The organism is Psychromonas sp. KJ10-2 (assembly GCF_047323255.1).
Taxonomy (GTDB): Bacteria; Pseudomonadota; Gammaproteobacteria; order Enterobacterales; family Psychromonadaceae; genus Psychromonas.
The window spans coordinates 548988-562688 of sequence record NZ_CP178827.1 but is presented as its reverse complement, the minus strand read 5'-3'; the positions used below and the strand labels follow the sequence as shown (position 1 = coordinate 562688).

The window sequence follows — 13701 nt, the reverse complement described above, 5'->3', positions numbered from 1 at the left end:
ATGGTATGAAATGCGCGTAGCTTTAGGTATTGAATATGATGGTGCGAACTATTATGGTTGGCAAAGACAAAAAGAAGTTAACTCTGTTCAAGAAGAGCTAGAAAAAGCGTTATCTAATATCGCCAATCATCCGGTCACAGTCAACTGCGCGGGTCGTACAGACGCTGGTGTACATGGGACTGGACAAGTAGTACATTTTGATACTGATTCTGTACGTCAAATTGGGGCTTGGACATTAGGTGTAAATGCTAAATTACCCGATGATATTGCTGTTCGTTGGGTGAAAGAAGTGGATGATAGCTTCCATGCTAGATTTAGCGCTACAGCAAGACGTTACCGTTACATAATTTACAATGGTGTTTACCGTCCAGGTATTTTAAGTAAAGGCTTAAGTCATTATCATTGTGATTTAGATGCGGCAATCATGCATCAAGCTGGTCAGTATCTAGTGGGCGAACAAGACTTTACTTCATTTAGGCATTGCATTGTCAGGCTAATAGTCCTGTACGCACTATCGAATATATAAACGTATCACGACACAGTGATTTTATCGTGATTGATATTAAAGCAAATGCTTTCTTGCACCATATGGTACGAAACATTGCAGGTAGTTTGATTGAAATAGGTCAACAGAAACAACCCGTTGACTGGTTACAAACCTTATTAGGTTATAAAGACCGAGCAAAAGCGGCAGCAACAGCTAAACCAGGTGGATTATATTTAGTAGAAGTAGATTACCCTGAGCAGTTTGCACTACCTAGACCGGCTTGTGGCCCGTTATTTTTAGATATTTAATGCGATGAATACCATGACAAATTCAACACCTAATACACTTTTTTCTGCAGCAACACTGGATCAATGGTTAGCTCATTTAGAGCAGCTACACCCTAATGCCATAGAGCTAGGGTTGAAACGCATCACTGAAGTAGGTCAACGACTAAATCTGATCCATTTTGATGCTAAGGTGATCACGGTTGCTGGCACTAATGGTAAAGGTACTACCTGTGCTTACCTTGAAAAGATATTATTAGATGCTGGTTTTAAAGTAGGTGTCTATAGTTCACCGCATATCCATCGCTATAACGAACGTTTACGTATTAACTCACAAGAGTTAACGGATCAAGCACATTGCGATGCGTTTGCTATCATCGAAAAAGCGCGTGAAATTATCTCTCTGAGTTATTTTGAGTATGCGACTTTGGCTTGTTTATATCTTCTACAACAAGCAAGTTGTGATTATATTCTATTAGAAGTCGGCCTTGGTGGACGTTTAGATGCAACCAACATGGTGGAGTCTGACCTTAGCGTTGTCACCACCATTGGTATCGATCATATTGATTGGTTAGGCAGTGATAGAGAAAAAATAGGGTTTGAAAAAGCCGGTGTATTTAGAGCCAACAAACCTGCCATTTGTGGTGAATTAGATGTACCACAGTCTATTATCGACCATGCATCAAATATTTCTGCACAATTAAAGCTTGCTTCTCGAGACTTCTCATTTGCAATGTTAGATGATCAACATTGGTCATGGACAGGGCAACACAAAACGTTATCGCCTATAAAGCAAACCTTAATGCCAATGCAAAATGCCTCTACTGCATTAGCCGTCATTGAAGCTTTAAATTTATCTATTGCAGAAGAACAATTGATTGCTTCCGTTGAAAATGCAGCGTTAGCAGGGCGCTTACAAGCGATATCTGGCTATGATTGCGATTTTTACATTGATGTTGCACACAACCCACAATCTGCGCAATACTTAGCATCACAAATAAAACGCTTGAAGCATGAAAAACCAGAATTTTGTCAAGTACATGCAGTTGTTGGCATGTTATCAGACAAAGATATGACCTCGACGCTTTCTGCAATTAATGCTCAGATAAATGAATATCACTTTGCGGATTTAAACTGTTACCGTGGTGCTTCTGCAGCAACATTATTAGAGGCATACCAGGAAAGTGAAGACAATCAGCATAATGTGACTTGTTATGAAAATGTGTCTAGTGCAGTCGATAAGGTAGTTCAGAATGTCAGTGCATCTGATATAGTCATAGTATTCGGTTCATTTCACACCGTTTCCGATATTTTAACCAAATAGCAAGGGTATAACGTGGCATCTCAGTTTAAAAATCGTTTAGTTGGTATTACCATTTTAGTTGCTTTAGTTGTTATTTTTCTACCATCTATCATCGATGGTAAAAAAACAACTTATCAACAAGAGTTTGCAGCAACACCCATTAAACCTGAGTTAAAAGAACACTCGCAATCTTTCACTGAGCAATCTGCTAGTACAAAAGAACAATTAGTGATTGAAAACCAACAAAACGAAACACCACAAGATGAGCAACCAGCATCAGAATGGAAGGTTGAGGAAGTTGCACCCACGGTTGTTGCTGAAGAGCCTGCAAATAAACCACAAACTGCGCCAGCAGTTGTAGCAAAACCGGTTAAGAAAGCTGTATTTGAAGATCCGGCTTGGACTATCCAGCTTGGTGCTTTCCAAAACAAAGCGAATATTAATAGTTTATTAAAGAAATTAAATAAAGCGGGCTTTCAGGCTCACACCATTCCAAGGGAAGTGATGGATGGTCAATTAACGCGTGTTTTTGTTGGGCCAAACGTATCGAAACAAAAATTAACCGATATGTTGCCTAGATTAAAAAGTTTAACCAGTTTAAACGGAAAAGTTGTTCCTTTTAGTCCAATTGCACCTTAGTTTTTAAAGCGTTTTAAAACATTCTCTGATAGAATGCGCGCGTTATGAGATCCACAACAATTTAGGGATAAGTATGAATTGGTTTGATTTCACCATTCTTGGTGTTATTGGTTTATCATCTTTAATTAGCTTAATTCGCGGCTTCACCAAAGAAGCTGTCTCGCTAGCCACTTGGTTCGCTGCATTCTTTATCGCCAGTAATTTTTATCCCGAAATGGCGCAATTCTTAAGCGGTATAGAAGACCTTAAACTTCGTAATAGTGCCGCCATTGCTATCCTCTTTATTGCTACCTTATTAATAGGTGGCTTAATCAACTACATCATTAATCGTTTAGTAGCAGTAACTGGCTTATCAGGTACAGACAGACTATTAGGCGTTATTTTTGGTGCAATTCGCGGTATCTTAATCGTGAGCGCTTTACTCTTCATCATTGATTACATGACATCATTCGATGAAACTTTATGGTGGAAAGAGGCGCAATTGCCGCCTCATTTTGGCATAGTGATAACCTGGTTCTTTGAACATTTAGAAAGCTCATCTAGCTTTCTAAAAAATATACAATCAACAAAGATTTGATCGTTGATTAGCAAAAATTAGTCACTCCATTAAAAGCACATTCGTTTGTGCTTTTTTGTGAACTCTCTTAAAAATAGAAAGGCTTCAATTTATGTGTGGAATAGTAGGTATAGTTGGTTCAACTCCTGTCAATCAAAGTATTTATGATGCATTGACTGTATTACAACACCGCGGGCAAGATGCCGCTGGTATTGTAACGACTTACAACGGCAACTTTAAACAACGCAAAGCTAACGGCTTAGTAAAAGATGTGTTTGAAACAAAACATATGCAACGTTTAAAAGGAAATAGTGGTATCGGTCATGTTCGTTACCCAACAGCAGGTAGCTCAAGTGCAGCTGAAGCACAACCATTCTACGTAAACTCACCTTGGGGTATTTCCCTAGCGCATAACGGTAACTTAACTAACGCTAAAGATTTACGTGCTGCGTTAGTGAAGTCTCGTCGCCATATTAACACTACTTCAGACTCTGAACTGTTATTAAATACATTTGCAGCTGAATTAGGTAAAACTAAAACTGATCACCTTTCTCCTGATGATATTTTTGCTGCCATTTCTGAAGTTCATAAACAGATCAGCGGTGCTTATGCTGTAACTGCGTTGATAATTGATCATGGCTTAATTGCATTTCGTGACCCTGATGGTATTCGTCCATTAGTGTTAGGGTCTCGCCAAACTGATGAAGGTGATATTGAATATATTGTTGCTTCTGAAAGTGTAGGCCTTGATACAATTGGTTTCCGTTTCCTACGCGATGTTGAACCAGGTGAAGCCGTTTACATTACAGAGAACCGTAAATTATTTACTCAACAGTGCGCTGAAAAGACGTCATTAACGCCATGTATCTTTGAATATGTTTACTTTGCTCGTCCAGATTCAACATTAAACGGTATCTCAGTTTACGAAGCGCGTTTAGAGATGGGTCGTAAATTAGGTGCTAAAATTAAACGTGAATGGGCTGATGTTGAAATTGATGCAGTTATTCCAATTCCAGAAACTTCTAATGATATTGCCTTAGAAATTTCAGTTGAGCTTGGTTTGCCGTACCGTCAAGGGTTTGTGAAAAACCGTTACATCGGTCGTACCTTTATCATGCCGGGTCAAACACAACGTCGTAAATCGGTACGTCGTAAATTGAATCCTATTTCAGCAGAGTTCAAAGGTAAAAACGTATTGTTAGTGGATGACTCTATTGTACGTGGTACAACCTCAGAGCAGATCATTGAAATGGTTCGTGAAGCTGGTGCTAAAAAAGTTTACTTAGCATCTGCAGCACCAGAAGTACGCCATCCAAATGTGTACGGTATTGATATGCCAACACCTGAAGAGTTAATCGCTCATAACCGTAATGCGGAACAAATCAGTGATTGTATTGGTACTGACAAGTTAATCTTCCAAGATATTCAAGATCTAAAAGATGCTGTTGGTAAACAGAACCCAAACATTAAAGAATTTGAATGTTCAGTATTTGATGGTCAATATGTGACACCCAATATTAATAAAGAGTACTTTGATTACCTAGCAAGCTTACGTAGTGAAGATGCTAAAAAGATCCAAACTCAAAAAGAAGAGATTGCGAACTTAGAGATGTATAACGAAGCCTAATCTTTCTTTTATCGCTCCTTTAAAAGCACAGCTTAGGCTGTGTTTTTTTATACTTAGTACCTTATTATACCAATCATAGTAAGTAACTGATCTATTTTACTTGTTAAAACAACTTATTTTTCGTTGTAAGTTTCGTATAGGGAACAACCATTTACATCAACTTACGCCTCAAACTAAGCCATTTTTCCGGCGCAAAATTTAGATCAGTTATTTAATACAATTGGTATTACATATTTAAAGACATAAAAAAACCAGCCGATAGGCTGGTTTGTATATTAGTGAGTATTAAAAACTAATTAGAATTCCGCAGTACCTGGTGCACGTGGGAATGCAATTACGTCACGGATATTTTGTACGCCCGTTACATATGAAACTAAACGCTCAAACCCAAGGCCAAAACCAGCGTGTGGTACAGTACCGTATTTACGTAAGTCGCGGTACCAGCTGTAGTCTTCTTTATCTAAGCCCATTTCATCAAGACGCTTATCTAGTGCAACTAAATCTTCTTCACGTTGACTACCGCCAATGATTTCACCAATACCTGGTGCAAGTACGTCCATTGCCGCTACCGTTTTGCCATCTTCATTTAGTTTCATGTAGAAAGCTTTAATGTCTTTCGGGTAGTTTTGAAGAATGATTGGCGCACCAACGTGTTCTTCAGCAAGGTAACGTTCATGCTCAGATTGTAAATCCACGCCCCATTCAACAGGGTACTCAAATGTTTTGTCACATTTTTGTAGAATGTCGATGGCATCAGTGTAATCCATACGTACAAATTCAGAATTAACCATCTTCTGTAAACGAGTGATCGCTTCTTTATCTACACGCTCAGCAAAGAAAGCCATATCATCAGCACGTTCTGTTAATACTGCGTTAAATACATATTTCAACATATCTTCAGCTAGTTGTGCCGCATCCGCTAAATCAGCAAATGCAATTTCAGGTTCAACCATCCAGAATTCTGCAAGATGACGAGTTGTGTTTGAGTTTTCAGCACGGAAAGTTGGGCCGAAAGTGTAAACATTGCTTAATGCACAAGCATAGGTTTCAGCATTTAACTGACCAGATACCGTTAAGAAAGTCTCTTTACCAAAGAAATCTTTTTTGTAATCGATTTTACCTTGGTCGTTACGCGGTAAGTTTTCTAAATCTAAAGTACTTACCTGGAACATTTCACCAGCACCTTCACAGTCACTGCCTGTGATGATAGGTGTGCTGATCCAGTTAAAGCCACGCTCATAAAAGAAGTTATGGATAGCATGTGATAAACAGTTACGAACACGTGTCACCGCACCAAACATGTTTGTACGAGGGCGAAGGTGAGCATGTTCGCGCATGTATTCAATACTGTGGCGTTTTGCAGACATTGGGTAAGTATCCGGGTCTTGTACAAAACCTAACACTTCAACTTTAGTTGCTTGAAGTTCGAATTGTTGACCTTTCCCTGGGCTTTCTACTAGTTCACCCGTTACTGCAACACTACAACCAGCAGATAGATTTAATACATCTGCAGTGTAATTTTCTAATTCAGCAGGCACAACTGCTTGGATCGGATCAAAACATGAACCGTCGTAGATATTTAAAAATGAGATGCCAGCTTTTGAATCACGACGTGTACGGATCCAGCCTTTTACTGTCACTTGGCTGCCTAATGCAAATTTGCTGTTGAAAATATCAACAATGGGTGTTTTTGACATCTTAAATTGTGCTCCATAATCACAGGGTTAACTGTTTTATACTAAAAATATTGATAGCTGCATATCTTACCTTGGATAGATTCAGATACAAGCCTCTGACCTTATATTAATAACACTATTGCCAGTTAAATAAGCACTTAAATAGTGTAATAAGTTATTTTACTAAACATGGCTAGCTGGTTAGTGGTTTGATTTGGGTTATCTATTTACTTAACTCCTCACAGACTTGGAAAATTGCATCGCAGAGTTTGGTTAATTGTGAGTGCTTAATAATATAAGGCGGCATAATATAGATAAGTTTGCCAAAAGGGCGAATCCATACTCCGGTGTCTACAAATTGTTTTTGGATAGATGCGAGGTCAACTGCTTGGTGTAACTCTACGACGCCTATTGCGCCCAATACTCTTACTTTGTTCACTGCTTTCAGTTTGTTACAAGGTGTAAGTTGTTGTTGTAATTGTAAAGCGATCTTGTCAACTAATAGCTTCCAGTCACTATTGAACAGCATAGCTAAGTTGGCATTAGCAACGGCGCAAGCTAATGGGTTCCCCATAAAAGTAGGGCCGTGCATAAATACACCTGCCTTACCTTGGCTAATTGTATTAGCTACTTTCTTAGTTGTTAATGTTGCAGCAAAACTCATATAACCCCGGTTATTGCTTTACCTAAACAGAGAATATCTGGACTAACTTGAGCATGCTCACAAGCAAATAATTTACCAGTTCGCCCAAAACCAGTTGCGATTTCATCAGCAATGAATAGTACATTATATTGATCACATAACTTACGAACTGCCTTTAGATAATTAGGATGGTAAAAATGCATACCACCTGCACCTTGTACAATGGGCTCCAAAATCAATGCAGCAATTTGATTATGGTTTTCTTCTAATAATTTAGTCAGTTCATGCATTTCACTATCATTCCATTCTTGATCAAAAGCGATAGTGGGTTGCTTAGTAAAGTAATTTTTAGCAACAAAGTCTTGATATAGTTCATGCATGGAGCCATCAGGATCGGTAACACTCATCGCTGCAAAAGTATCTCCGTGATACCCTTTTTTTAATGCAACAAACTTGGTTTTCGCATACCCTAATGATTGCCAGTATTGCAAAGCCATCTTCATGGCAACTTCCACTGCAACACTGCCTGAATCACTGAAAAATACTTTATTTAAACCGTCCGGCGTTATCTCAACTAATTTTTTTGCTAAATCAACGGCAGGTTGATGGGTTAAACCGCCAAACATGATATGTGACATCTTACCTAATTGCTCTGTGGCAGCTTGATTTAGGGCGGGTACATTGTAACCAAACAAACTGGCCCACCAAGAAGACATTCCATCCACTAATTGCTCGCCAGATTGTAACTGAATCAAACACCCATCAGCACTGGTTACTGGGTAACAAGGAATTGGTGCGGTCATTGAAGTATAAGGGTGCCAAATATGTTGTTTATCGAAATCAAGGTCAACTACGGTCTTTGATGAAACTATATTGTTCATTTATCATCCAATTGTAAAGGTTTTTATAAGTTTTAGGTTGACAGTGTAACGTCCAATATTAAACTAACCAAATATTTTTCAACTTAGGTCGCCTTAATATGCTTAACCAAAATCAACCCCGTCATGACTGGACAGTCAGTGAAGTTAATGATTTATTTGCATTGCCATTTATGGATTTAATGTTCAAAGCACAAACTGTACACCGTGCTAATTTCCCCAATAATCAAGTACAAGTCAGTACTTTATTGTCCATTAAAACAGGTGCTTGCCCCGAGGACTGTAAATATTGTCCACAAAGTGCACGGTATGATACTGGTCTTGAAAAAGAAACATTAATGGAAGTTGAGAAAGTGATCAAAGCGGCTAAAGAAGCCAAGGCAACGGGTTCTACACGTTTTTGTATGGGCGCAGCCTGGAAGAATCCTAAGCAACGTGATATGCCTTATTTAGTTGAGATGATTAAAGAGGTTAAATCGTTAGGGCTTGAGTCTTGTATGACACTAGGCACGCTGGACAATAATCAAGCCGAGCAATTATCTAGCGCTGGATTGGACTACTACAATCATAATTTAGATACTTCGCCTGAATATTACGGTGAAATTATCACCACTCGATCTTATCAGGAACGATTAGACACTCTAGACCACGTTCGTAATTCCGGTATGAAAGTGTGCAGTGGCGGCATTGTCGGTTTAGGCGAAGAGGGCAAAGACAGATCCGGTTTATTAGTACAATTAGCAAATATGCCTGTTCAACCAGAAAGTGTACCCATTAACAAATTAGTAAAAGTCAAAGGTACACCTTTAGATAATGTTGAAGACCTGGATGACTTTGAGTTTATTAAAACCATTGCGATAGCACGTATTCTTATGCCGAAATCACATGTACGTTTATCTGCTGGGCGTGAAGATATGTCTGAGCAAACTCAAGCCTTGTGTTTTATGGCCGGGGCTAACTCTATCTTTTATGGTTGTAAGTTATTAACCACAGCAAATCCGGATGAAAACTCAGATATGCGTTTATTTAATAAATTAGGTATTAACAAAGAAGAGATTAATTTCTCTCCTATGAAACTGAAAAAACCGTTGATGCTGCCATTATTCGTCATGTCGAACGCGGTGAACTATTTTATGACGCAACCAGTAAGTTATAACCATGTCATTTGAATTTATTGAGCTGCAACTTGCACAACAAAAACAGCAGCACTTACACCGGTCAAGTATTGCTATCAGCGGTAAACAAGCACGTCATATAAAGGTAAATGACAAATCCTTCCTGAATTTTTCAAGTAACGATTACTTAGGGTTGGCCTCAGAGCCAGCTTTGGTGAATGCCTGGAAAAAGGGGCTGATCTGTTTGGAATAGGCAGTGGTGGATCATATTTAGTGACGGGTTATAACCAGGTGCACCAAGATGTTACTGAGCAATTAAAAAGCTGGTTGAATCTTGATGCCATCGCGTTGTTTAATTCAGGTTATTCTGCTAATCAAGCGATTGTTAAATTGCTACTCAGTAAAGATGATTTAATACTGCAAGATAAATTAAATCACTCATCCCTTATTGAAGCTGGCCTATATAGCAAAGCTCAGATGAATCGGTTTAAACACAATGACTTGTCACATTTAACGCAATTACTCGATCGTTACCAATCCATACACAATAAGTTAATTATCTCTGAAGGTGTGTTTAGCATGGATGGAGATACTGCACCAATATCTGACTTATCGAGCATAGCTAAAAGCAATAATGCTTGGTTGATGGTTGATGATGCACATGGTTTAGGTGTGTTGGGTGACCGAGGTAAGGGCTGTGTCAATAATGCACAGGTTGACCAACAAGAGGTTGACATTTATATGGCTACTTTTGGTAAAGCGTTAGGTGTTGGCGGTGCATTTATTGCGGGTTCAACTGAGTTGATTGATTACATTAATAACTTTTCCAAACCTTACATTTACACTACTGGGTTACCTCCTGCCATGATTTATTGCATTGGAGAAGCCGCTAAGTTAGCTGAACAACAGCAATGGCGCCGTGATCATTTAGCTGAATTGATTTCAGATTTTAAAACCCTTTGTTCAGGATTTAATATCCCCATAATGGATTCAAATACTGCGATACAACCTGTTTTAATCGGCAGCAGTTCACAAGCCCTATTAATCAGTGATTACTTGAAGCAACAGGGAATATGGACAACGGCTATCCGCCCGCCAACGGTTCCTGTTAATAGTGCAAGGTTACGGGTAACGATCACCGCTAACCATTGTAAATCAGATATTCTGTTACTCGCACAACAACTAAAGCAGGCAATTGATGCAAATAACCATTGATAAACAAGCCGTGCAGGCATCATTTTCGAAAGCAGCTAGCCGTTATGATATTTTTGCTGATTTACAACGTGAGATAGGGCACCAATTGTTGGGCTTAGTTGATGAACCAAGGAACAGTGCTAGTGCCCTTGATTTAGGCTGTGGCACGGGATATTTCTCTCAATTATTGAATAACATCAACACAGTCAAACAATTAACCTGTTTTGATTTATCACCAGCGATGCTTGCTCAGGTAAAACAAAAACAGTTAACAGGTTGTCGTTTAATCGAAGGTGATATAGATAACTTGCCTTTTGAACCCTGTCAGTTTGACCTTGTTTTTTCCAGTTTAGTATTACAATGGAGTCAAGACCTAACTAGTTGTTTAAAGCAGATTAAGCAGGTATTAAACGATAAAGGCACACTGTACTTCTCAACCTTATTAACCGGCTCATTGTTTGAATTAGAGCAAGCCTGGTTAAGGGTAGATAAACAACAACATATCAATCAGTTTTTAAGTAAGCAACAAGTCACTACTGCATTACAAGAGGCAGGATTTACTGATATTGAGTTAGGTACTGAAACACGTATTAAACGATACCCAGACATAATTTCAGTTATGAAAGCCTTAAAAGGTATTGGTGCAAATCATGTACATGGCAAAAAACAAGATCACCTTTCTGGCAAACAACTATTGGAAAAATTAGCGCAAGGCTATCAAGCTTTTGTCGATGATAACGGTATGTATTGCCTGAGTTATCAAGTGTGTTATGTCGTGGCTAAAGTAAGTAATTAAAAAGGGCAAGAATAGATGGTAAGAGATAATAAAGTAACGATACACGCTGAAAACACTACCTATTTTGTCACGGGTACGGATACCGACGTTGGCAAAACCGTGTGCACTCGAGCTCTGCTACAAGCTGCGAATCAACAAAATAAAAGCACTATTGGTTACAAGCCAATTTCTGCGGGGTGTGAGATGACAGATTCTGGTTTACGCAATGAAGATGCATTAATTTTACAAAAAACAGCAGTACTTCATTACCCTATGAAATGATTAATCCAATTGCTTTTGCACAACCCATTGCTCCCCATATTGCAGCTTCTGAAAATGGCGTGAAGATTGATGTTAAGCAAATCGAAGATGGATTAACCCACCTGCAAGCAATGCAAAGTGATCTCATTTTCGTTGAAGGCGCAGGCGGTTGGCATTTACCTATCAATGGACAGCAACTTTTATCCGATTGGGTTGTTGAAAAGCAATTCCCTGTGATTTTAGTGGTGGGGTTAAAACTTGGGTGTTTAAATCATGCCTTGCTTACCGCTAAAGCCATTCAACAAAGTGGCTTAACACTGGTGGGTTGGATAGCAAATCATATTCAACATGATTTGCCCTATGCAGAAGAAAATATTAATTCCTTAACAGCGTTAATTAATGCGCCTTTATTAGGCGTAATACCGTTTTTGGATAATGTTGATGAGCAAGACCTGAGCAACTACATTAATATTGAATTTAATAGGTTGTTAGGTGTTTAACAGTTACCTTTTTAGCTTGTCCTGGCGGGCAAAAGGTTCCACTACTTTTCGATTGTTTGGTATGAATTCTGGTGTGCTTATTTGAATCACCAACGATAACTTTGGGTCACTAATTTTAACTGAAGGTCCTATCACTTCACATCCTGTTAATGTTGTTAACACTAAAAATGAAAATAATTTAAAAAATTCATCTGTTGTCCTAGTTTAATATAAATTATGTTATTGAAATTACTAAGATAAAAATTGGACAACATAAATGACTATAAATATTTAACGGTGGAGTCTCTTTAAGAATCAAGAGGGGCATGGGTAATATCATCAAAGGGGTGGCTAGAACATAGTATTTGCAGTCGCTAGGGTTAAATGAGTGATTGCAACCATTGCATCATTACACATGCACTGCCATCGGCAATAAATTGTGATCGCCAAAAACTAATCTTATCAAAGCTATCTTTATAGTTATCTGTTGGTCATCTTATCCATAACGGTGTTATCAAAATTAAGCTGATCACTTGGCGAATAAAGATATATTGAAATGTTGATACTTGACCATTAAGTACTTTCAATGAGGTTATGAAGTTAGGCTATTTAGTGAAACCTTGATAAAAAAGTGTGGTCACCAAGGGAAATGTTGACCACATACAAGCCTAATAAAGCAAACTATATAGTTTACGGCGGTACTCAGACACTAACGCTTTATCGTCAGTGGTTTCTAGAATATCTAACATTATTTTTTTTGCTTCGCCATTATCGTACCCTAAATCAGTAGATAGTACGGTAAATAAAAGGTTAAGTGCTTCTTTGTAACGTTTTACTAATTGGTACTGCAAGGCTAATTGATATTGTACCGCTTGCTTATCTTGTGCAGTCTCTAACGCGTTTTCTAATGTCGTTATTTCAGGTGTTTGTGAAGCGCGTTTCGCTTGGTCAAGTTCTGATACTAGACTATGGTAAAGCATGCTTTGTTGTTCTACAGGAATGTTAGCTAAAATCGGTTTAGCATTTTCGAATTCACCTAGACCTAAGTAAACTTGTGCTAATGCGAGTTTAATTTGGCTATCTTGATCATTTAATGTTTGCGCTTGTAAAAGAGTCGCTTTTGCTTCTATTAACTCACCTTTGGCATATAACGTTTGTGCATCGGTTAATAAAGCTAATGCTGGATCGGGTAAATGCTTATTAATGAAATCGTTCAAAAAGGCAGGTGTTTGTTCACCGGCAAAACCATCAACACCTTGTCCGTTTACAAACATATATGCCGTTGGCACACTTTTAATTTCAAAATGTTGTGTGATCTGGTGTTCGGTATCGCAATTCACTCTGGCTAAAGTAAAACCATTGGCATGATCATGTTGGAGTTGGGTTAGGGCGGGCAATAACGTTTTACAGATATTACACTGGCTAGACCAAAAGACCACAAGCACAGGTTTATTTTTTGAGCCTTCAGCAACCACTGTTTGAAAGTCTTGAACTGTGACATCAAAGATATCAGCTTGCATATTTACCTCATTGTTTTTAAATAATTTTAGCCAATAATACGTGAAGAATGAAACTCATCAAGATCTAAGGTGTCTGTAGGTCACAACATGTATCATATTCGCTAAATTAAGCTTAACTATGATTCATTTAATTGTTAAATAAATATTAACGCTCTTTGAAGCTATTTAAGGTTAATAAATCATCAATTTAAGCTGTGATTATCAGAAACTGTTGATTATTTGAGATGAGTAGTAATCTGTTTGTTTTTCTTCTTGTTTTTAAAG

At 38.3% G+C, this 13701-nt stretch carries 12 protein-coding genes and 2 pseudogenes; 11 read left to right on the top strand and 3 right to left on the bottom strand.

The features are described from left to right. Positions 1-10: 10 nt before the first annotated feature. The 5 genes and pseudogenes from truA (at position 11) to purF (ending at position 4896) form a co-directional block, all read left to right on the top strand. Positions 11-795 (top strand): annotated as a pseudogene (truA, locus tag ACLKL2_RS02750) (tRNA pseudouridine(38-40) synthase TruA). A 13-nt stretch (positions 796-808) separates the two neighbouring features. After that, entirely contained in the window at positions 809-2095 is a 1287-nt protein-coding gene (gene folC / locus ACLKL2_RS02745) for a bifunctional tetrahydrofolate synthase/dihydrofolate synthase (protein ID WP_413693284.1), read from the top strand. Positions 2096-2107: 12 nt separating this feature from the next. Next, positions 2108-2713 (top strand): SPOR domain-containing protein, encoded by a 606-nt coding sequence (locus ACLKL2_RS02740; RefSeq protein WP_413693283.1) that lies wholly within the window; start codon positions 2108-2110, stop codon positions 2711-2713. A 73-nt stretch (positions 2714-2786) separates the two neighbouring features. Further along, positions 2787-3290 carry a CvpA family protein gene (locus ACLKL2_RS02735; RefSeq protein WP_413693282.1) on the top strand — a complete coding sequence of 168 codons (504 nt, stop codon included), beginning with the start codon at positions 2787-2789 and terminating at the stop codon, positions 3288-3290. A gap of 91 nt (positions 3291-3381) precedes the next feature. Then, a complete protein-coding gene (purF, locus tag ACLKL2_RS02730) occupies positions 3382-4896 on the top strand; it encodes an amidophosphoribosyltransferase (RefSeq protein ID WP_113818190.1) in 1515 nt (504 codons plus the stop codon). A 296-nt stretch (positions 4897-5192) separates the two neighbouring features. On the opposite strand, the gene asnS is transcribed toward purF, so the two are convergent. Together asnS and bioA are read right to left on the bottom strand one after the other, a co-directional pair. Further along, positions 5193-6593: an asparagine--tRNA ligase gene (asnS, locus tag ACLKL2_RS02725; RefSeq protein WP_413693281.1), complete on the bottom strand. Its 1401-nt coding sequence runs from the start codon at positions 6591-6593 to the stop codon at positions 5193-5195. 202 nt (positions 6594-6795) lie between these two features. Next, positions 6796-8096: pseudogene (gene bioA, locus ACLKL2_RS02720) on the bottom strand (adenosylmethionine--8-amino-7-oxononanoate transaminase). Positions 8097-8194: 98 nt separating this feature from the next. Between bioA and bioB the strand changes: the two are divergent. From bioB to bioD (ACLKL2_RS02690), 6 genes are read left to right on the top strand one after another with little or no spacing between them, the layout of a single operon-like run. Then, positions 8195-9262 carry a biotin synthase BioB gene (bioB, locus tag ACLKL2_RS02715; RefSeq protein WP_413693280.1) on the top strand — a complete coding sequence of 356 codons (1068 nt, stop codon included), beginning with the start codon at positions 8195-8197 and terminating at the stop codon, positions 9260-9262. Next, on the top strand, positions 9252-9461 hold the full coding sequence (locus ACLKL2_RS02710; protein ID WP_413693279.1) for a hypothetical protein: 210 nt from the start codon (positions 9252-9254) through the stop codon (positions 9459-9461). Before bioB ends, ACLKL2_RS02710 begins: the two co-directional genes overlap by 11 nt. A 20-nt stretch (positions 9462-9481) precedes the next feature. Further along, on the top strand, positions 9482-10423 hold the full coding sequence (locus tag ACLKL2_RS02705; RefSeq protein WP_413693278.1) for an aminotransferase class I/II-fold pyridoxal phosphate-dependent enzyme: 942 nt from the start codon (positions 9482-9484) through the stop codon (positions 10421-10423). Then, on the top strand, positions 10407-11198 hold the full coding sequence (bioC, locus tag ACLKL2_RS02700; RefSeq protein WP_413693277.1) for a malonyl-ACP O-methyltransferase BioC: 792 nt from the start codon (positions 10407-10409) through the stop codon (positions 11196-11198). The genes ACLKL2_RS02705 and bioC overlap by 17 nt, the downstream gene beginning before the upstream one ends. Before the next feature lie 15 nt (positions 11199-11213). Beyond that, positions 11214-11459: an ATP-dependent dethiobiotin synthetase BioD gene (gene bioD, locus ACLKL2_RS02695; protein ID WP_413693276.1), complete on the top strand. Its 246-nt coding sequence runs from the start codon at positions 11214-11216 to the stop codon at positions 11457-11459. Then, positions 11456-11938 carry a dethiobiotin synthase gene (gene bioD / locus ACLKL2_RS02690; protein ID WP_413693275.1) on the top strand — a complete coding sequence of 161 codons (483 nt, stop codon included), beginning with the start codon at positions 11456-11458 and terminating at the stop codon, positions 11936-11938. Before bioD (ACLKL2_RS02695) ends, bioD (ACLKL2_RS02690) begins: the two co-directional genes overlap by 4 nt. A gap of 647 nt (positions 11939-12585) precedes the next feature. Here the strand turns inward: bioD (ACLKL2_RS02690) and ACLKL2_RS02685 are convergent. Next, positions 12586-13437, bottom strand: a complete 852-nt coding sequence (locus ACLKL2_RS02685; protein WP_413693274.1) for a tetratricopeptide repeat protein — start codon at positions 13435-13437, stop codon at positions 12586-12588. Between the last annotated feature and the right edge of the window lie 264 nt (positions 13438-13701).

Excerpts from the sequence above, each read along its gene's own strand:
- ACLKL2_RS02710 (WP_413693279.1), top strand. The coding sequence starts at position 9,252 with ATGTCATTTGAATTTATTGAGCTGCAACTTGCACAACAAAAACAGCAG.
- purF (WP_113818190.1), top strand. The coding sequence starts at position 3,382 with ATGTGTGGAATAGTAGGTATAGTTGGTTCAACTCCTGTCAATCAAAGT.
- ACLKL2_RS02685 (WP_413693274.1), bottom strand. The coding sequence starts at position 13,437 with ATGCAAGCTGATATCTTTGATGTCACAGTTCAAGACTTTCAAACAGTG.
- bioD (WP_413693276.1), top strand. The coding sequence starts at position 11,214 with ATGGTAAGAGATAATAAAGTAACGATACACGCTGAAAACACTACCTAT.
- asnS (WP_413693281.1), bottom strand. The coding sequence starts at position 6,593 with ATGTCAAAAACACCCATTGTTGATATTTTCAACAGCAAATTTGCATTA.
- bioC (WP_413693277.1), top strand. The coding sequence starts at position 10,407 with ATGCAAATAACCATTGATAAACAAGCCGTGCAGGCATCATTTTCGAAA.
- bioD (WP_413693275.1), top strand. The coding sequence starts at position 11,456 with ATGATTAATCCAATTGCTTTTGCACAACCCATTGCTCCCCATATTGCA.
- bioB (WP_413693280.1), top strand. The coding sequence starts at position 8,195 with ATGCTTAACCAAAATCAACCCCGTCATGACTGGACAGTCAGTGAAGTT.
- folC (WP_413693284.1), top strand. The coding sequence starts at position 809 with ATGACAAATTCAACACCTAATACACTTTTTTCTGCAGCAACACTGGAT.
- ACLKL2_RS02735 (WP_413693282.1), top strand. The coding sequence starts at position 2,787 with ATGAATTGGTTTGATTTCACCATTCTTGGTGTTATTGGTTTATCATCT.